This window comes from Herbaspirillum sp. SJZ107, from assembly GCF_006715485.1.
Lineage (GTDB): Bacteria > Pseudomonadota > Gammaproteobacteria > Burkholderiales > Burkholderiaceae_D > Telluria.
In genome coordinates, this window is record NZ_VFNH01000003.1 from 612,649 (window position 1) to 632,089 (window position 19,441).

General features: G+C 63.2%; 14 protein-coding genes. 11 read left to right on the forward strand and 3 right to left on the reverse strand.

Features of this window, described 5'->3' with window-relative positions; all coding sequences use genetic code 11:
- Positions 1-89: 89 nt before the first annotated feature.
- Complete coding sequence (locus FBX97_RS20860) at positions 90-614, reverse strand: prepilin peptidase (protein WP_141836149.1); 525 nt, start codon at positions 612-614, stop codon at positions 90-92.
- Between the two features lie 57 nt (positions 615-671).
- Positions 672-851 (reverse strand): Flp family type IVb pilin, encoded by a 180-nt coding sequence (locus tag FBX97_RS20865; RefSeq protein WP_141836152.1) that lies wholly within the window; start codon positions 849-851, stop codon positions 672-674.
- A 389-nt stretch (positions 852-1,240) separates the two neighbouring features.
- Here FBX97_RS20865 and FBX97_RS20870 point away from each other — a divergent pair, with 389 nt between their 5' ends.
- Positions 1,241-2,278 carry a GGDEF domain-containing protein gene (locus FBX97_RS20870; RefSeq protein ID WP_141836155.1) on the forward strand — a complete coding sequence of 346 codons (1,038 nt, stop codon included), beginning with the start codon at positions 1,241-1,243 and terminating at the stop codon, positions 2,276-2,278.
- A 24-nt stretch (positions 2,279-2,302) separates the two neighbouring features.
- On the opposite strand, the gene FBX97_RS20875 is transcribed toward FBX97_RS20870, so the two are convergent.
- Positions 2,303-3,523 carry an HD-GYP domain-containing protein gene (locus FBX97_RS20875; RefSeq protein WP_141836158.1) on the reverse strand — a complete coding sequence of 407 codons (1,221 nt, stop codon included), beginning with the start codon at positions 3,521-3,523 and terminating at the stop codon, positions 2,303-2,305.
- Positions 3,524-3,687: 164 nt separating this feature from the next.
- Between FBX97_RS20875 and FBX97_RS20880 the strand changes: the two genes are divergently transcribed.
- The 10 genes from FBX97_RS20880 to FBX97_RS20925 all read left to right on the forward strand — a co-directional run bounded on the left by FBX97_RS20880 (position 3,688) and on the right by FBX97_RS20925 (position 19,401).
- Complete coding sequence (locus tag FBX97_RS20880) at positions 3,688-4,620, forward strand: LysR substrate-binding domain-containing protein (protein WP_141836161.1); 933 nt, start codon at positions 3,688-3,690, stop codon at positions 4,618-4,620.
- A 158-nt stretch (positions 4,621-4,778) separates the two neighbouring features.
- On the forward strand, positions 4,779-4,997 hold the full coding sequence (cydP, locus tag FBX97_RS20885) for a cytochrome oxidase putative small subunit CydP (protein ID WP_141836163.1): 219 nt from the start codon (positions 4,779-4,781) through the stop codon (positions 4,995-4,997).
- 14 nt (positions 4,998-5,011) lie between these two features.
- Positions 5,012-6,622 carry a cytochrome ubiquinol oxidase subunit I gene (locus tag FBX97_RS20890; RefSeq protein ID WP_141836166.1) on the forward strand — a complete coding sequence of 537 codons (1,611 nt, stop codon included), beginning with the start codon at positions 5,012-5,014 and terminating at the stop codon, positions 6,620-6,622.
- A 15-nt stretch (positions 6,623-6,637) separates the two neighbouring features.
- Complete coding sequence (gene cydB / locus FBX97_RS20895) at positions 6,638-7,780, forward strand: cytochrome d ubiquinol oxidase subunit II (protein WP_141836169.1); 1,143 nt, start codon at positions 6,638-6,640, stop codon at positions 7,778-7,780.
- Between the two features lie 26 nt (positions 7,781-7,806).
- Positions 7,807-7,962 carry a cytochrome bd-I oxidase subunit CydX gene (gene cydX / locus FBX97_RS20900; protein WP_141836172.1) on the forward strand — a complete coding sequence of 52 codons (156 nt, stop codon included), beginning with the start codon at positions 7,807-7,809 and terminating at the stop codon, positions 7,960-7,962.
- A gap of 178 nt (positions 7,963-8,140) precedes the next feature.
- A complete protein-coding gene (locus tag FBX97_RS20905; protein WP_141836175.1) occupies positions 8,141-11,722 on the forward strand; it encodes an indolepyruvate ferredoxin oxidoreductase family protein in 3,582 nt (1,193 codons plus the stop codon).
- Positions 11,723-11,835: 113 nt separating this feature from the next.
- Positions 11,836-15,123: a fused isobutyryl-CoA mutase/GTPase IcmF gene (gene icmF / locus FBX97_RS20910; protein WP_141836178.1), complete on the forward strand. Its 3,288-nt coding sequence runs from the start codon at positions 11,836-11,838 to the stop codon at positions 15,121-15,123.
- A 103-nt stretch (positions 15,124-15,226) separates the two neighbouring features.
- Positions 15,227-15,547, forward strand: a complete 321-nt coding sequence (locus FBX97_RS20915) for a hypothetical protein (RefSeq protein ID WP_141836181.1) — start codon at positions 15,227-15,229, stop codon at positions 15,545-15,547.
- 185 nt (positions 15,548-15,732) lie between these two features.
- Positions 15,733-18,510: an XrtA/PEP-CTERM system TPR-repeat protein PrsT gene (gene prsT, locus FBX97_RS20920; RefSeq protein ID WP_141836183.1), complete on the forward strand. Its 2,778-nt coding sequence runs from the start codon at positions 15,733-15,735 to the stop codon at positions 18,508-18,510.
- Between the two features lie 111 nt (positions 18,511-18,621).
- Positions 18,622-19,401, forward strand: a complete 780-nt coding sequence (locus FBX97_RS20925) for an N-acetyltransferase (protein WP_255517574.1) — start codon at positions 18,622-18,624, stop codon at positions 19,399-19,401.
- Positions 19,402-19,441: the final 40 nt, after the last annotated feature.

A 19,441-nucleotide genomic window follows, 5' to 3' on the forward strand; every position in this document is an offset into this window, starting at 1 on the left:
CCCTAGAAACCTTCATGTTTTCTGAAAGAGGTCGGATTGATTCTAGCGACCGCCTTCCAGTCCACCCTTGCGCTTTGCCAAAGGCAGACTCAACCGTAGTGACGAAGCAGGACCGTGATCGTGCCGACCGCGATGGCCAGCCCATATGGAATGGAACCGGCGCTCTGCTGGAGCGGCATGTCGGTCATATGGATGCCCGGTACCATGAAGCCGGATAACAGGTAGCGGATGTTGGTAAAGGCCAGCCGCAGGCGGCCATTCATCAGCACGACGCACAGTGACATGACGCCGCCGACGCACCACGTCAGCACGGCGACCTCGAATGCTTCCTCAGGACCAATGAATGCCCCCGCGACGGCGATCAGCTTGACGTCGCCGGCCGCCATGCCGCGCAGCAGATAAAACGGCAGAAATATCGCGAAGCCGACCCCCATGCCGGAAAATGCTTTCAGCACGGATGCGCCAGGGCTTGCAGAGAGCAGATGCAATAACAGGGCACAAGCCAGGCCGGTCAGCAACAACCGGTTTGGAATGCGGCGCGTCGCCAGATCATTGATGGCAGCAATGCAAACCAGCAAAAGGAGACTCAAGTCCAGATATGGTTCGATTGGCATAGCATCCTCGAAACAAAAAAGCCCTCCGGGCCGAATGTCCCGGAGGGCAAGTGCTACTTACTTATTCTGGAGCGCAGTGCTGATCTCTCCGAACAAAGTCTTCAGATCGCCACCCACGGTCTTGGCGGCACCGGCGATCACCACGCCGATCAGTGCAGCGATCAGGCCGTACTCGATCGCGGTCACACCGTTTTCGTCAGCAACGAAGGTTTTGACTGCAGAGATGAAGTTGCTCATAACGTACTCCCATATGGTAGGTTGATGAAACACTGACCGGAGGGCGCTGACTGCGACAACTGCGCTTCTTGCGACTGGCTGCTTCGCGTTCCGTGTCAGTGAGTTCACTATAAGATGTGATGCCGTACGGCAATTTGATTACGCGCAATTTTTTCCTTAGAGAATTATTTTTTGGTATGAGGAATTTTTTTAGCACCTTTAAACAGCACGCTGCTGTCCAAAAATTCGTAAAAATCAAACACACCTAGAGAAATTTTATTTGCATAATTGAAATTAATGTAGAAAGCCGTTATGCTGATTTTATTGCTTTAGTGAAATGCCAGATGCATAGGCGCCCGACAGGGACATGGTTCATGCGCCAGCTTCTGGATTACATAGCCGGGAACGACATGGACTCGCTTCTGAAACATATGGTGGACATGACCGGCCACCGCGACCACGCAATGCTCGACATTTCCGTGATCTCGGCGGTGCGGGAGTTGGCCGGGGCCGTGCAGACCCGCATCCTGAGCATTGCCTCCGTGTCGGGGCAACAAGTCCTGCGTGCCCGCGCATCGATCCGCAGAGGCAGCCCTGCCCGCCTCGAGGACGCACACGAGGGTGGCCCCGGCGAAGCACTGGCCAGCCATCCGGTACTGATGCAGTGTCTGATGGCGCGCCGGCCCAGCGCCGAAGCGCTCGACGGCGACGGCATGCGCACGCTATGGCTGCCGATCTGGTTCGGCGACAAGGCCGGCACCTGCCTCGAAATCCGCGACGACAAACCGTTCGCCGACGTCACCGTCCACATGGTCGGCGGCATCGTCGGCGTGTACCGCAACTTCCAGAACCTGCTCGACTACAGCGAACGCGATTCCCTCACCGGCCTGCTCAACCGCAAGACCTTCGACGACCAGCTGGCGCGCATGCTGCACAGCGCGCAGCAGCAGGATGCGCGCCTGCCCGGTCTCCCGGAACGGCGTCAGATCAATGGTCAGGAAAAGCAGTGGCTGGCAGTGGTCGACGTCGATCACTTCAAGGCGGTCAACGACCGGTTCGGCCACCTGTACGGCGACGAAGTGCTGATCCTGATCGCCAACCTGCTGCAATCCTCGTTTCGCGCCCAGGACCGCGTATTCCGCTTCGGCGGCGAAGAATTCGTCGTGCTGCTGCGCTCGACCACGCTGGACAATACCTGGAAGATCATCGAACGCTTCCGCGCCGGCGTGGCCAATCACAGCTTCCCGCAAGTGGGGCGGGTGACCGTCAGCGTCGGCTTCGTCGCGATCAGCGCCTTCGAATCGCCGGTAATGACGCTCGGCCATGCCGACCAGGCGCTGTACCACGCCAAGAGCAGCGGCCGCAATCGCGCCTGCCACTACGACGATCTGGTCTCGCACGGCATGGTGCAGGCAGCGGCCTCGAACGATACCGCCGAATTCTTCTGATGCCGTGCAGGATGCTGCGCCGGCTCAGGCCAGTGACAGGAAGCGCAGCGGGTCGACCTGCCACTTGTCGGGAGACTCGTGGCGCACAATACGGTCGCCCCCGCCGAAGCCCAGTCCGCGCGCCAGGTCGACCAGTTCCGGCTTGATATAGGCCTGGCTGCGGGTACTGTAGAACACCCTGACCTTGGGCGTGAGCAGGCTCGTTTCGTGCGGTTCGATCACCACGCCGAGGCGTCCCGATTCCAGCAGCACCAGCGTGCCGACCGGGTAGATGCCGACGCAGCGCATGAATGCCTGGACCAGCGCCGGCTCGAACTGGGTGCTGCTCCACTCGTACATCTTGCGCAGCGCTTCGGCCGGCGGGATGCCCTTGTGGTAGCAGCGGTCGGCTGTGATGGCGTCGTAGACGTCGACGATGGCCGCCATCTGCGCCAGTTCGCTGATCGCCGCGCCGCCCTGGCGCTCCGGATAGCCGGCGCCGTCGCGCCGCTCGTGGTGGTGCAGCGTGATGTCGAGCGGGATCGTGCCGATGCCCGGCGTACGCGCCAGGATGTCGTGGCCGTCCTGCGGATGGCGGCGCACGACGGCGAATTCCTCTTCGGTCAGGCGCCCCGGCTTGTTCAGGATGGCATCCGGAATCAGGGCCTTGCCGGTATCGTGCAGCAGTCCGCCGATGCCGGCCTGATAAATGGTCTCGGCATCCATCCCGCGCGCGCGGCAGAACGCCACCAGCAGGGTGCACACGCTGACCGAATGCAGGAAGGTGTAGTCGTCCTTGCTCTTGATGACGGACAGCCCGAGCAAGGCGCCGGCGTTGCGCAGGATCGAGCCGGTGATGTTCTCGACGACCGGCGACACCTGATCGAGTTCGACCGCCCGCCCCATGCGCGCATCCTGCATCACGGTCTTGACCAGGCCGGCGGCCTGGCGCCGGATCGCCAGCGCGCGATCGAATTCATCGGCCAGGGTGCTGCGCGGCGCCACTACCGGACGGGCGCCGATGGCGGCGATCCCGGCGTCGACCTTGGCCTCGGCTTCGGCCACGGTCGGCGCATCGTCGGCATCCAGGCCGAGGCTGCAATCGATGGTCACGGACTGGATACGCGCTGCCAAGATCTTGCGGATTTCGTCATCGTGCGTAATCTTGAAACGGTTGCGCAGGAAGGGATGCGTCATCCAGCCACAGTCGAGCGCATGGATGAACATCCCGACGCGCAGCTGCGAGGGATCAACTTTCTTCAGCATGGGGGGAGGCGCAGGTCGGTTGCCGGTAAATCGCGGTGGGTCTCAGGGTATGTTAATGTCGCCGCGTTTCGCGGCGCTCAAGTATAGCTACTCTGGGGTGTTTAGTTGCCAGATGAAAACAATTCCTGATCAATATGTGTCTATAAAGATACAAATATTTCGTAATGGAACTTAGACAACTCCGCTATTTCGTTGCCATCGTCGATCACGGCTCGCTATCGCGCGCGGCCCTGGTGCTGCATGTGGCGCAACCGGCGCTGACCCAGCAGTTGCGCCAGCTGGAAGACGAACTGGGCGTGCAGCTGCTGCACCGTACCGCCCAGGGTGTGCTCAGCACCGACGCCGGCAAGGTGTTCTACGAGCACGCGCAGGCGATCCTGAAACAGGTCGCGGATGCCCAGGCCGCCGTGGTGCAGTCGGCCGAGCGGCCGTCGGGCAGCGTCACGCTGGGCCTGCCGCACAGCATTTCGAGCGCGCTGGCGCTGCCGCTCCTGCGCGCCATCCGCCAGAGATACCCGGAAATCACGCTGCAGCTGACCGAGGAATTGACCGGCAACCTGGCCGAGCAGCTGCGCGCCGGCCGCGTCAATCTCGCCGTACTGCTCGACGACGGCCAGCTGGGCGGCTTCGCCACCACCCCGCTGGTCGAGGAAGAATTGCGCTACATCTGCCGCGACGATGCGCCGCTGGCGAGCGGGCGCGACAGCGTGTCCCTGCGCGAAGTGCTGGACACCACCCTGATCCTGCCCGGCCTGCAGCATGGCGTACGGCCGCGCATCGAAAGCACGGCGCGCGGCGCCGGCCTGCACGCGCGCGACGTCATCGAAATCAATTCGATCGCCATCCTGAAATCGGCGATCCTGGCCGGCATGGGCGCGACCATCCTGCCGGTGGCGCCGGTGCTGGCCGAAGTCGAACGCGGCGCGATGCGCGCGCTGCCGATCCATGGCCCGGCGATCGCACGCACCGTGGTGCTGTGCGCCTCGCGCAATATCCCGCTCACGAATGCGGCCGCCGCAGTCGGCCGCCTGGTAGCCCAGGTGGCGCACGATTTGTGCGACAGCGGAGGCTGGGTCGGCGCCCGTCCCCTCCCCTGAACTGTCCCTGACAAGCCCTCTCCGGGCTTTTTGATGTGCATCAAAGATTTTTCCGCTTGGGAAAACTAACCTCGCGTCATCGCTCCATTATCAGATCTAGCTACACGTAGTTTGCGCACGCTCAAATCTGCCGTTGGAGCATTTTGAAGGCGCACACCATGCACACTCTTTCCAAGCACGCGCTGCGCACACCGCGCCGCAGCAACCTGGCCTTGACGCTGGCCGTGACCATCGCCGTCAAGTGCCTGGCGCTGTACGGCCTCTGGTACGCCTGTTTCTCGCATCCGCAAACCAAGCACATGCTGCTGCCGGCCGGCCAGGTGGAACGCCACCTGTTCGCCATCCCGGCTGCGCGTGATTCCCTCCCCAACAAATAAAAGCAGGTCCCACCATGCCTCCGCTCGACGATGTCGTAGCCCTCTCGCGGCTACAGTTCGCAGCCACCGCGCTGTATCACTTCCTGTTCGTTCCCCTGACCCTGGGCCTGGCCTGGATCCTGTTCATCATGGAATCTAGCTACGTCATGACCGGCCGCCAGGTGTACAAGGACATGACCCAGTTCTGGGGCAAACTGTTCGGCATTAACTTCGCGATGGGCGTCACCACCGGCATCACGATGGAATTCCAGTTCGGCACCAACTGGGCCTACTATTCCCACTACGTCGGCGACATCTTCGGTGCGCCGCTGGCGATCGAAGGCTTGATGGCCTTCTTCCTCGAATCGACCATGGTCGGCCTGTTCTTCCTCGGCTGGAACCGCCTCTCTCCGCGCAAGCACCTGATGGTGACCTTCTTCGTGGCGCTCGGCTCCAGCCTGTCGGCACTGTGGATCCTGATCGCCAACGGCTGGATGAACCACCCGGTCGGCGCCGCATTCAACTTCGACACCATGCGCATGGAGCTGGTCTCGATCTCGGAAGTGATCTTCAATCCGGTGGCGCAGGTCAAGTTCGTGCACACCGCCGCCGCCGGCTACGTGACGGCCTCGATGTTCGTGCTCGGTATCTCGGCGCTGTACCTGCTCAAGGCGCGCGACGTGCCGTTCGCGCTGCGCTCGTTCGCCATCGCCGCCGCCTTCGGCCTGGCCTCGACCCTGTCCGTGATCGTGCTGGGCGACGAATCCGGCTACACCGCCGGCGAAGTCAACAAGGTGAAACTGGCCGCCATCGAAGCGGCCTGGGAAACCCAGCCGGCGCCGGCGGGCCTCACGCTCTTCGGTTTTCCCGACGACGAGAAACAAACAACCGACTACTCGGTCGAGCTGCCCTGGGTGCTGGGCCTGATCGCTACCCGTTCCTACGACGGCAAGGTGACCGGCCTGAAGGAACTGCGCATGGAAAACGAAGCGCGCATCCGTACCGGCATGACGGCCTACGCCGCCTTGCTGCGCCTGAAGGGCGGCGACAAGTCGCCTGAAGCGAAAGCCGCCTTCGAAGCGGTCAAGGCCGACCTCGGCTACGGCTTGCTGCTGAAGAAGTACACGCCGAACGTGGTCGACGCCAGCGAAGCGCAGATCAAGCAGGCCGCCGCCGACACCATTCCGAAAGTGGCGCCGCTGTTCTGGTCCTTCCGCGGCATGGTCTTCCTCGGCTTCCTGTTCCTGTTCATCTTCTGCGCTTCGGTGTGGTTCATGGTGCGCCGCAACCTGGCGCCGCAGCGCTGGCTGTTGAAACTGTGCGTGATCTCGATCCCGCTGCCTTGGGTCGCTGCCGAACTGGGCTGGATCGTGGCCGAATACGGCCGCCAGCCCTGGACCATCGCCGGCGTGCTGCCGACCCATCTGTCGGCATCGAGCCTGAGCCCGGGCAGCCTGTGGTTTTCGCTGTTCGGCTTCCTCGGCTTCTACACGCTGCTGCTGGTGGTCGAGATGGGCCTGATGATCAAGTACGCCAGGATCGGCCCGGCCAGCCTGCATACCGGCCGCTATCACGGGGAGCCGGGCGGCGAAGCGGGCACGGATAAACCCGGGCACCTGGCGGACGACCAGATCGCCGCCGTATAAATCAAAGGAACCATCATGCTGTTCGATTACGAGACTTATAAACTGATCTGGTGGGCCTTCGTCGGCGTGCTGCTGCTCGGCTTCGCGCTGACCGACGGCTTCGACTTCGGCGTCGGCATCGCATTGCCCTTCGTCGGCCGTACCGACACCGAGCGCCGCATCGTCATCAATTCGATCGGCGCCACCTGGGAAGGCAACCAGACCTGGCTGATCACCGCCGGCGGCGCCCTGTTCGCGGCCTGGCCGCTGGTGTACGCGGCCGCGTTTTCCGGCTTCTACGTCGCCCTGCTGCTGTGCCTGTTCGCGCTGTTCTTCCGCCCGGTCGGCTTCGACTACCGCAACAAGCTGCAGGACCCGCGCTGGAGAAGCACCTGGGACTGGTGCCTGTTCGCCGGCGGCTTCGTCCCGCCGGTCATCTTCGGCGTCGCCTTCGGCAATCTGCTGCAGGGCGTCCCTTTCAGATACGACGACATGCTGCGCCTCGAATACACGGGCAGCTTCTTCGACCTGCTGAATCCCTTCGGCCTGCTGTGCGGCGTGCTGTCCCTTGCCATGCTGGCGCTGCACGGCGCGACTTGGCTGCAGCAAAAGACCGAAGGCGCCGTAGCCGAACGGGCGCGCCTGATGGCGATGGGCGCAGCGATGCTGACCATCGCACTGTTCGCGGCCGGCGGGCTGTGGATCGCCACCGGCATCGAGGGTTATCGGATTGCCGCCATGCCGGATGCGAACAGCGTGTTCCTGCCCGCCGCCAAGACGGTGACCCGGGCCACCGGGGCCTGGCTCGACAACTTCGGCCGCTGGCCGCTGCTGTGGGTCCTGCCGATCATGGGCCTGGGCGGCGCGCTTCTTTCCTGCGTGTTCAGCGCCGTGCGCCGTTCGCTGCCGGCTTTCCTGTCCAGCGGCCTGGCAGTGACCGGCGTCGTGTTGACCGCCGGTGCCGCCATGTTCCCGTTCGTGATGCCCTCCTCGCTGCTGCCGGCCCACAGCCTGACCGCCTGGGATGCGGTGTCCAGCCACCGCACCCTGTCCGTGATGTTCTGGGTCGTGATCGTGATGCTGCCGATCGTCAGCTTGTATACGGGCTGGGTGTACCGCGTCATGCGCGGCAAGGTCACGCACCAGCACATCCAGGACAACCAGCACACCGCTTATTAATTCATAAAGAACGAAGGAATACGATCATGTGGTACTTCTCATGGATGCTCGGCCTCGGCTTCGCCATCACGGTCGCCATCATCAATGCCATCTGGCTCGAGACCAACTATGCGTTCGGCCAGCGCACCGAAGCCGGTACGGAGATGCGCTTCCAGGAAGAGCGCCGCAAGCGGAAACGCTGAGCAGCACCGGGGGCATCATTTTTTCTTATACCCCCATCCCCAATCGGTATTTCCGTATACGTCAACTCGTGGCTACACTCCAATAAAAGCCGCAAAAGCGGATGACGGCCCGCCCCGCCAGGCGCCTACCCGGCGCTGGAGCGAAGGCGGGCCAGTTCACCATACCATTGGAGACACCATGCCCGACACCGTCCTCGGCCAAGGCGCGCACGCGCCTGCCGTCCCCCCTGCCACGCCTGCGCAGACGCCCGCACGCAAAGACGTCAGCCTCGACGACAAGTACACCGCTACAGAAGGCAGGATCTTCCTGTCCGGGATCCAGGCGCTGGTGCGCCTGCCGATGATCCAGAAGCTGCGCGACGAACAGGCGGGCTTGAACACGGCCGGCTTCGTGTCCGGCTACCGCGGCTCGCCGCTGGGTGGCCTGGACGAAAACTTGTGGAAGGCCAAGGGACACCTGGAAGCCAAAAGCATCCAGTTCGTGCCGGGCGTGAACGAAGACCTGGCCGCCACCGCCGTCTGGGGTACCCAGACCGTCGACCTGATCGGCCCGGCCAAGCACGACGGCGTATTCGCCATGTGGTATGCCAAAGGTCCGGGCGTGGACCGCTGCGGCGACGTTTTCAAACACATGAACCATGCCGGCACCAGCAGGCATGGCGGCGTGCTGCTGGTGGCCGGCGACGACCACGGCGCCTATTCCTCGACCCTGCCGCACCAGTCCGACCACATCTTCGCCGCCTGCATGATCCCGGTCCTGTACCCGTCCAATGTGCAGGAATACCTGGACCTGGGCGTGCACGGCTGGGCGATGTCGCGCTTTTCCGGCTGCGCGGTGGCTTTCAAGGCGCTGGCCGACACGGTCGAATCGAGCGCCTCGGTCGATGCCGATCCGTTCCGGGTCGAGGTCAGGATCCCGCAGGACTTTGCGATGCCGGAAGGCGGCCTGAATGCGCGCCTCTCGTCGGTGCCGCTGGGGACCCAGGCGCGCAACCAGGAAGCGCTGATGCAGGACTATAAGATCTACGCAGCCCTGGCCTATGCGCGCGAAAATAAACTGAACCGCACCGTCATCGACAGTCCGGATGCCAAGCTCGGCATCATCGCCTCCGGCAAGTCCTACGTCGACGTGCTGGAAGCCCTCGAAGAACTCGGGATCGACGAAGCGATGGCGGCCCAGGTCGGCCTGCGCGTGTACAAGGTCGCCATGATCTGGCCGCTGGAGCCGGAAGGCGTGCGCGAATTCGCCCAGGGTCTCGAGGAGATCCTGGTGGTCGAGGAAAAGCGCCAGGTCGTCGAATACCAGCTCAAGGAACAGCTGTACAACTGGCGCGACGACGTCCGGCCGCACATCGTCGGCAAGTTCGACGACAAGGGCGAATGGGTATCGCCGCGCGGCGAATGGCTGCTGCCGCCCAAGGCCGATTTCTCGGTGGCGCAAGTGGCGCGCGTGATCGCCGGCCGCATCGCGCGCCTGAACCTGGACGAGCGCACGCGCGACCTCATCAAAGCCCGCCTGGCCTTCTTGGAAGCCAAGGACGCGGTGCTGATGAAAGCCGTGAGCACGCCCTTCCGCCCCGCCTTCTATTGCTCCGGCTGCCCGCACAACACCTCGACCAAGGTGCCGGACGGCTCGTTCGCGCTGGCGGGCATCGGCTGCCACGTGATGGCGACCTCGATCTATCCGGAGATGAACAAGCTGACCACCCACATGGGCGGCGAAGGCACGCCCTGGATCGGCCAGGCCGCGTTCTCGAAGGTGCCGCACGTGTTCCAGAACCTGGGCGACGGCACCTATTTCCACTCGGGCTATCTCGCCATCCGCGCGGCAATCGCGGCCAGGGTGAACATCACCTATAAAATCCTGTACAACGATGCGGTGGCGATGACCGGCGGCCAGCCGGTCGACGGCGTCACCTCGGTGCCGCTGATCGCCCAGCAGATGGCGGCCGAAGGGGTAAAACGCATCGCCCTGGTCACCGAAGACCTGTCGCGCTACGAAGACCGTTCTTCGTTGCCGGCGCTGGTCACGATCCACGATCGCAAGCACATGGATGACGTGCAGCGCGAATTGCGCGAACTGCCCGGCGTGACGGTCCTGATCTATGACCAGACCTGCGCCGCCGAGAAGCGCCGCCGTCGTAAGAAAAACGAATTTCCGGACGTGGCGAAACGCATGGTGATCAACGAAGCCGTGTGCGAAGGCTGCGGCGATTGCGGCGTGCAGTCGAACTGCGTCTCGATCCTGCCCAAGGAAACGGAATTCGGCCGCAAGCGCAGCATCGACCAGTCTTCCTGCAACAAGGATTATTCGTGCGCCAAGGGTTTTTGTCCGAGCTTCGTCACCGTCGAAGGCGGCACGCTGAAGAAGAACAAGGCCGGCGTCAGCAAGGGCGACATCGACGACGGCTGGGGTGCGCTGCCCGAACCGACCCTGCCCTCGATCGCACATCCGTACAACATCCTGATCAACGGCATCGGCGGCACCGGCGTGATCACCGTCGGCGCCCTGATGGGCATGGCGGCCCACCTGGAAGGCAAGGGTGCGTCGGTGCTGGACATGACCGGCATGAGCCAGAAGAACGGCTCGGTCACCTCGCACGTGAAAATCGCCGAGACGCCGGAACGCCTGCGCGCCCAGCGCATCGCCACCGGCGAAGCGGACCTGGTGCTGGGCTGCGACATGCTGACCGCAGGGGCGGCGGACGCGATCTCGAAGATGCGTCCGGGCCGCACGGTGGCCGTGGTCAACCTGCACGAACAGCCGACCGGCACCTTTGCGCAACAGCGCGACTGGGAATTCCCGGCGGCGCAGGTGCGTGCCCTGATCGAGGAAGCTGTCGGCGGTGCTGCTGGCGTCGACTTCCTCGATGCGACCAAGCTGGCGACCGCGCTGATGGGCGATTCGATCGCGGCCAACCTGTTCATGCTCGGCTATGCCTGGCAAAAAGGCCTGGTGCCGCTGGCGGAAGCTTCCTTGCAACGGGCGATCGAGCTGAATGGCGTGGCCGTCGCCTCCAACCAGCGCAGCTTCCTGTGGGGCCGCCGTGCAGCCGCCGACCTGGCGCGTGTCGACAAGGTCGCCATGCCGGCCCAGGCGGTGGTGGTGCAGATGCCGCAAGGCCTGGATGCAATCATCCACAAGCGCGCCGAGTTCCTGACCGGCTACCAGGATGCCGCCTATGCCGCGCAATACGAATCGGTGGTCACGCGCGTGCGCGAGGCCGAGCGTGCAGCCGGCCTGGGCAACAAGCTGACGACGGCGGTGGCCAGGTCACTGTTCAAGCTGATGGCCTACAAGGACGAGTACGAAGTGGCGCGCCTGTATACCGACGGCCGCTTCGTCGAACAGCTGAAAACCCAGTTCGAAGGCGATTTCTCGCTGAAGTTCAACCTGGCGCCGCCGCTGTTCGCCAAAAAGGATGCCAGGGGCCATCTGGTGAAAGCCGAATTCGGATCGTGGATGTGGACCGCCTTCAAGCTGCTGGCGAAACTGAAAGGCTTGCGCGGCGGTGCCTTCGACGTGTTCGGCTACAGCGCCGAGCGCAGGATGGAACGGGCGCTGATCGCGGAATACCGCGCCATGGTCGAGGGCCTGCTGCCGGCGCTGGATGCGGCAAACCACGCGGCCGCGGTCGAGCTGGCGGCGCTGCCGGAACAGATCCGCGGCTTCGGGCACGTCAAGGAGAAAGCGGTGGCCGAATACCGCATGCGCAAGGCCGAGCTGCTCAGCGGCAATTTGAAGAAACGCGCCGCCTGATCCGGCCGCCAACGCAAGCACGTGTTCCAGCTCACCGTCCTATTCTTGACGTTAACGTTAACGTCATATACCGTACAAGAACACCTGTTCGCTTCCGACCCTCAAGGAACACCATGAACGACATCACCCCCGCCGCCAGGCTCGAGCTCCCGGAACAGCCGAAACTGGCCAACAAAGTGCGCTTCGTCACCGCAGCCTCGCTGTTCGACGGCCATGACGCCTCGATCAACATCATGCGCCGCATCCTGCAATCGAACGGCGCCGAAGTCGTCCACCTGGGCCACAACCGTTCGGTCGACGAAGTCGTCACCGCGGCGCTGGCCGAAGACGTGCAAGGCATCGCCATCTCCAGCTACCAGGGCGGCCACGTCGAATATTTCAAGTACATGATCGACCTGCTGCGCCAGCGCGGCGGCGCCCACATCAAGGTGTTCGGCGGCGGCGGCGGCGTGATCGTCCCGGCCGAGATCGAGGAACTGCATGCCTATGGCGTGACCCGCATCTTCAGCCCGGAAGACGGCCAGCGAATGGGCCTGGTCGGCATGATCCGCTCGATGCTGGAAGCCTGCGACGTCGACCTCTCCCCGTATGCGCCGACCACGGTCGAACCGCTGCAAACGGGCCCGCTCGAAGCCCGCCACCGGCCGCTGGCCCAGCTGATCACGGCGCTCGAAAACGGCAAAGTGGATGGCGCCCTGCGCAAGCAGGTGATGGACCTGAGCGAAGGGTTGAAGGTGCCCGTGCTCGGCATCACCGGCACCGGCGGCGCGGGTAAATCCTCGCTGACCGATGAACTCATCCGCCGCATCCGCCTCGACCAGAACGACCGCCTGCACATCGCCGTCATCTCGATCGATCCGTCGCGCCGCAAGTCCGGCGGCGCCCTGCTCGGCGACCGCATCCGCATGAACGCGATCAATCCGTGGAATGGGCAAACCCGCGTGTTCATGCGCTCGCTGGCCACGCGCGAGGCAGGGTCCGAGATCTCGCAGGCACTCCCTAGCGTGATCGCCGCCTGCAAGCTGGCCGGCTTCGATCTGGTGATCGTCGAAACCTCGGGCATCGGCCAGGGCGACGCCGCCATCGTGCCGCACGTCGACCTGTCGATGTACGTGATGACCCCGGAATTCGGCGCCGCCTCGCAGCTGGAAAAGATCGACATGCTCGATTTCGCCGATTTCATCGCCATCAACAAGTTCGACCGCAAGGGTGCCCAGGATGCACTGCGCGACGTGGCGAAACAGTACCAGCGCAACCGCGAGCTGTGGAGCCTGAGCCCCGAGCAGATGCCGGTGTACGGCACCCAGGCTTCGCGCTTCAACGACGACGGCGTCACCGCGCTGTACCACGGCCTGCTGCCGGCGCTGGCCCGGCTCGGCCTGCAGGTCGAGACGCCGAAGCTGCCGCAGCCGGCACAGCACTACTCGAGCGGCAAGCACGTGATCGTGCCCCCGGCACGCATCCGCTACCTGGCCGAGATCGCCGACACCGTGCGCGGCTACCACCGCAATGTCGGCAAGCAGGTGAAGCTGGCACGCGAGCGCCAGCAGCTGAGCGAGACCAAGCGCATGCTGGCGCTCGTGAACCGGGAAGTGGTCCTCGACGACCTGATCACGGAACGCGACAGCGCCATGGATGCCGGCGCCAAAAAGCTGCTGGCGATGTGGCCGGACATGCAGGCGGCCTACGCCGGCGACGATTACGTGGTGAAAATCCGCGACAAGGAAATCCGCACCCGGCTGGTACAGAAAACCCTGTCCGGCACCGCCATCCGCAAGGTGGCGCTGCCGAAGTACGAAGACCACGGCGAAGTACTGCGCTTCCTGATGCTGGAAAACGTGCCCGGCTCCTTCCCGTTCACGGCCGGCGTGTTCGCTTTCAAGCGCGAAGGCGAGGACCCGACCCGCATGTTCGCCGGCGAAGGCGATGCTTTCCGCACCAACCGCCGCTTCAAGCTGGTATCGACCGGCATGGAGGCGAAGCGCCTGTCGACCGCCTTCGACTCTGTCACCCTGTACGGCGCCGACCCGGCGCTGCGTCCGGACATCTACGGCAAGGTCGGCAACTCGGGCGTCTCGATCGCGACACTGGACGACATGAAGGTGCTGTACGACGGTTTCGACCTGTGCAGCCCGAGCACGTCCGTCTCGATGACCATCAACGGTCCAGCGCCGACCATCCTGGCGATGTTCATGAACACCGCCATCGACCAGCAGATCGACCGGTTCGTGCGCGACAACGGGCGCCAGCCGACCGCCGACGAAGCGGCCAAGATCAAGGAGTGGGTGCTGGCCAACGTGCGCGGCACCGTGCAGGCCGACATCCTGAAGGAAGACCAGGGCCAGAACACCTGCATCTTCTCGACCGAGTTCTCGCTGAAGGTGATGGGCGACATCCAGGAATATTTCGTGCACCACCAGGTGCGCAACTTTTACTCGGTCTCGATCTCGGGCTACCACATTGCCGAAGCCGGCGCGAATCCGATCTCGCAGCTGGCATTCACCCTGTCGAACGGCTTTACTTTCGTCGAAGCGTATCTGGCGCGCGGCATGCACATCGACGATTTCGCGCCCAACCTGTCGTTCTTCTTCTCGAACGGCATGGACCCGGAATACACGGTGCTGGGCCGCGTGGCGCGCCGCATCTGGGCGGTCGCCATGCGCGACAAATACGGCGCCAACGACCGTTCGCAAAAGCTGAAGTACCACGTGCAGACCTCCGGCCGCTCGCTGCATGCCCAGGAAATCGACTTCAACGACATCCGCACCACGCTGCAGGCGCTGATCGCGATCTACGACAACTGCAACTCGCTGCACACCAATGCGTATGACGAAGCGATCACCACGCCGACCGACGAATCGGTGCGGCGCGCCCTGGCGATCCAATTGATCATCAACCGCGAGTGGGGCCTGGCCAAGAACGAGAATCCGAACCAGGGCGCCTTCGTCATCGACGAACTGACCGACCTGGTCGAGGAAGCGGTGCTGCAGGAGTTCGAGCGCATCGCCGAGCGCGGCGGCGTGCTGGGCGCGATGGAAACCGGCTACCAGCGCGGCAAGATCCAGGAAGAGTCGATGCTCTACGAGCACAAGAAGCACGACGGCTCGCTGCCCATCATCGGCGTCAACACCTTCCGCAACCCGAAAGGCGAAGGCGCGCCGGCCGTCATCGAACTGGCACGCTCGACCGACGACGAAAAGCAGTCGCAGCTGGCGCGCCTGGACGCCTTCCACGCCCGCAACGCCCAGGCGGCGCCCGCAGCCCTGGCGGCGCTGCAGCAGGCGGCGATCGACAACGACAACGTGTTCGCGCGCCTGATGGATGCCGTGCGCGTGTGCTCGCTGGGGCAGATCACGACGGCGCTGTTCGAAGTCGGCGGCCAGTACCGCCGCAATATGTAAGGGATTGACGCAGGGTGGGCCGCCGCCCACCCTGCGTCAATCCTGTGGGCAATGCTCGACGGCGTGGCCTAGAATGGTTCCGCCACCACCACGGAGCCTTGCCATGCCGATCAAGCCGGAAGACCTCACCGCCCTGATGCAGGAAGTCGAGCAGGAAGACCCGATCGATTTCGCCGACCTGCCCTTCCCCGAAGACGAACTGCGCCAGCTCGTCGCCATCCAGCTGTGCGAGATGGCGGCGTCGATGGACAGTTTCAGTACCGAAGACAAGTTGATGACCCTGCTGGCCGTGTCGGCCAAGCTGGTGCTGGAGAACATGGTGCTACATATACAACTACTGCGCCGCGATGGTTTACCAGTCGGCAACGACGTCGAGGCCCTGCTCCAGCGCTTGAAAAAAGGCGAAAATGATGAGGGCCAGTAATTGGTATCTCGAATAAGCGACAAACTGCCGTAAACGGTGGCGCATCCGCCACTACTGTGTTTACAAATGATCGATTTGTACGGCATAGCCTGCCAAGGCGGCTTAAAATCTGTTCCTTAAGGTATTATTGTTGTGAGGAATCCGCTCAGCCAGCGCTTCTCATCCCTATCCTCGAGGAATCCCGAATGCCGCGTCACGCCAACAAGCTCAAACTCACCGCTGCACTAGTTTCCAGCGCTTTCCTGATCGCAGGCCTGGGTGCCTGCGGCAAGACCCAGACTACCGAGTCGCTGCTTGCCGAAGCCCAGCAATACCAGCAGAAAGGCGACGTCAAGGCAGCCCTGATCCAGTTGAAGAATGCGGTCGAGAAGAGCCCGGAGAACGGCGAAGCCCGTATCGCACTCGGCAATCTCGAACTGGCCATGGGCGACGTACCCTCGGCCGAGAAGGAATTCCGCAAGGCGCGCTCGCTCGGCATCCCTGCCGAGCGTGTCCTGCCGATGATGGGCAAGGCGATGGCGCAGCAAGGCAAATTCAAGGACATCCTGCAGGAAGTCACGCCGGAGATGGCGGCCAAGTCGGCGCCGCTGATGTCCCTGCGCGGCGAAGCCCTGCTGACCACCGGCCAGCCCGGCGATGCCAAGGCGGCCTTCGAACAGGCGCTGGCGATCAATCCGAACTCGGGCGATGCCCTGCTGGGCCTGGCCCGTCTGGCCGTGCTGGCGAAGGACCGCGACGCGACCGAGCGCTACGTGAACGAGGCAGTGGCCAAGGATCCGAAGAATCCCGAAGTCTTCATGGCCCAAGGTACCCTGCTGCGCATGCAGAACAAGCCGGACGAGGCGCTGGCTGCGTTCAACCGGACGCTGGCGCTGGACCCGGCCCACCGCACCGCCCACATCGAGAAAGCCTATATCGAGATCGGCCGCGGCAAGTTCCCGGCAGCGAAGACGGAAATCGATGCCGCACAAAAGAATGCGCCGGGCAACCTGCTGGTCACCTACACCAGCGCGCTGTATGAATTCACCCAAGGTAAATTCTCTGCCGCCCAGGAACACCTGCAGCGCGTGTTGAAAGTGGCGCCGGATCACATGCCGAGCGTCTTGCTGGCTGGTGCATCGGAACTGCAGCTGGGCGCGACCCAGCAGGCCGAACAGCACCTGCGCAAGTACCTGGAGGCGGCGCCCAACGACACCTATGCGCGCAAGCTGCTGGCCCAGGTCCAGCTGAAGAATGCCCAGCCGGCCGATGCCGCCGCCACGCTGGCGCCGGCACTGAAGAACGACGCCGCCGATCCGCAGCTGCTGGCCCTGGCCGGTGAATCCTACATGCAGGTGCGCGATTTCAACAAGGCCAGCGGCTACCTGGAAAAAGCCGCCGAACTGGCGCCGAAAGCGGCCGGCGTGCGTACCTCGCTCGGCCTGTCCAAACTGGCCAGGGGCGACCAGTCGGGCGGCTTGAGCGACCTCGAAATGGCGACCTCGCTCGATCCCAAGTCCTCGCGTGCCACCATGGCGCTGGTGCAGACCGAAATGGGCCTCAAGCACTACGACAAGGCGCTGGCCGCGGCCGACGCCCTGGCCAAGCAGGAACCGAAGAACCCGCAGGTCTACAACCTGAAGGCTGCGGTCAACATGGTCAAGGGCGACATCCCGGCCGCGCGCACTGCCCTCGACCAGGCGCTGGCGCTCGATCCGACCTTCGCACCGGCCGTGAAGAACATGGCGCGCCTGGATCTGATGGAGAAAAAGCCGGATGCCGCCAAGCAGCGCTATGAAAAAGTCCTGGAAAAGGACAAGAACAACGTCGATGCGATGACCTCGCTGGGCCAGCTGGCCATGCTGCAGAACCGTCCTGAAGAAGCCACCTCGTGGTTCGAAAAGGCCAGCAACGCCAGCCCGAACGCGGTGAACCCGGCGGTCACGCTCGGCATGCATTACCTGCGTACCAACCAGCCGGCCAAGGCCCTGAGCCTGGCGCGCAAGCTCCAGACCACCAATGCCACCAACCCCGAGCTGCTGGACATGCTGGGTCAGGCGCAAGTCGCCAACAAGGACTTGAATGGTGCGCTGGAAACCTACAGCAAGATGTCCAACGTCGTGCCGAAGTCGGCCACGCCGCAGATGCGCCTGGCCGCCGTCCACATGGCGATGAAGAATAATGCCGCCGCCACCGAGGACCTCAAGCGTGCCGTCGAGCTGCAGCCTGAACTGGTGCCGGCGCGCATGGCCCAGGTCGAGATGGCGATGCGCAGCGGCCGTCCGGACGAAGCGCTCGGCATCGCACGCCAGATGCAGAAGATGAACGACAAGTCGCCGGTCGGCTATGCCACCGAAGGCGACATCCTGCTGGCGCAGCACAAGGCGGCGCAGGCGGTGCCGGCTTACGACAAGGCACTTTCCCTGGCCAAATCGCCGCAGCTGCTGGTGCGCTCGATGCAGGCACTGAACATGGCAGGCAAGGGCAAGGAAGCCGAGGCGCGCGGCAACCAGTGGCTGAAAGAGCACCCGAGCGATCCGATGGTCACGATGTTTGTCGCGGAAACCAACCTGGCGCGCAAGGACTACCCGACCGCGATCCGGATGCTGGAAGCCGTGGCCAAGCAGACTCCGGACAATGCAGCTGCCCTGAACAACCTGGCGTACGCCTACCAGCAGGTCAAGGATCCGCGTGCACTCCCGACCGCCGAACAGGCATTCAAGCTGGCCAGCACCAATGCGGGCGTCATGGATACCCTCGGCTGGATGCTGGTGGAACAAGGGAATACCAGCCGCGGTTTGCCGCTGCTGCAAAAAGCCAGCAGCCTGGCGCCGAATGCAACCGAAATCCGCTATCACCTTGCGGTCGGTCTGCATAAATCCGGCGACAAGCAAGGCGCGCGCAAGCAACTGGATACCCTGCTCGCCGACGGCAAGCCGTTCCCGCAAGCCGACGACGCACGCGCATTGCTAAAGACCTTGTAACTGGTTAATATACGTTATTCATAATAAAACAATAAGCCACGCCAGGATGGACGTGGCGAGCTAACCTGGCGCCGGCGCCACCGCCGGCGTTTCTCAATGGGGAATCCTGCGATGGCGACTTTTGACGATTTCAAGGACCCAGAGGGTGAATCGGCCGTATCCCTATCGGACGCTCATGATTTCAATGATCGCGATAATATTACGCCCTCTCAATATGAGGATGTGATCGTGAACCACGATTCGTACGGAATCCGGCTTACCGATACGGCGGACGGGCGTAATTCAGCAAGCATGTTAATCAACAAGATGTATGCCTGGCGTGGCTACGCCGGTACGCATCAGCTGACTGACGACCCCAATCGCATCACCCTCACGGCAACCGACAAGGGCGAAGTGGTGGGCACGCTCACCATCGGCATCGACTCCCCGATCGGCCTGATGGCCGACCAGATTTTCAAGGAAGAACTCGATTTTCATCGCAACAAGGGCGCGCGCCTGTGCGAGTTCACCAAACTGGCCTTCGATCCTTCGGTGCGCTCGAAAACCTCGCTGGCCAACCTGTTTCACCTGGCCGTGATCTACGGCCGCGATATCCATAAATGCACCGATATCGTGATCGAAGTCAATCCGCGTCACCGCCGTTTTTACGAGCGCATGCTGGGCTTCAAGCAGGAAGGCGATTTGAAAATCAATCCGCGCGTCGATGCGCCGGCCTTTCTGCTGCGCGTCAACCTGGAATACGTGACCGAGCAAATCGAAAAATTCGGCGGCACCTTCACTGCCGACAATAACGTCACCGAACGTTCGTTCTATCCGTATTTCTTTTCGCCGCGCGAAGAAATGGGTATTCGCAACCGTCTGCTGCGCATGGACGACCAGCACGCGGGATGACATTGCGCACAGGCGCCGGGCATTCCCGATCCCGGCGCAT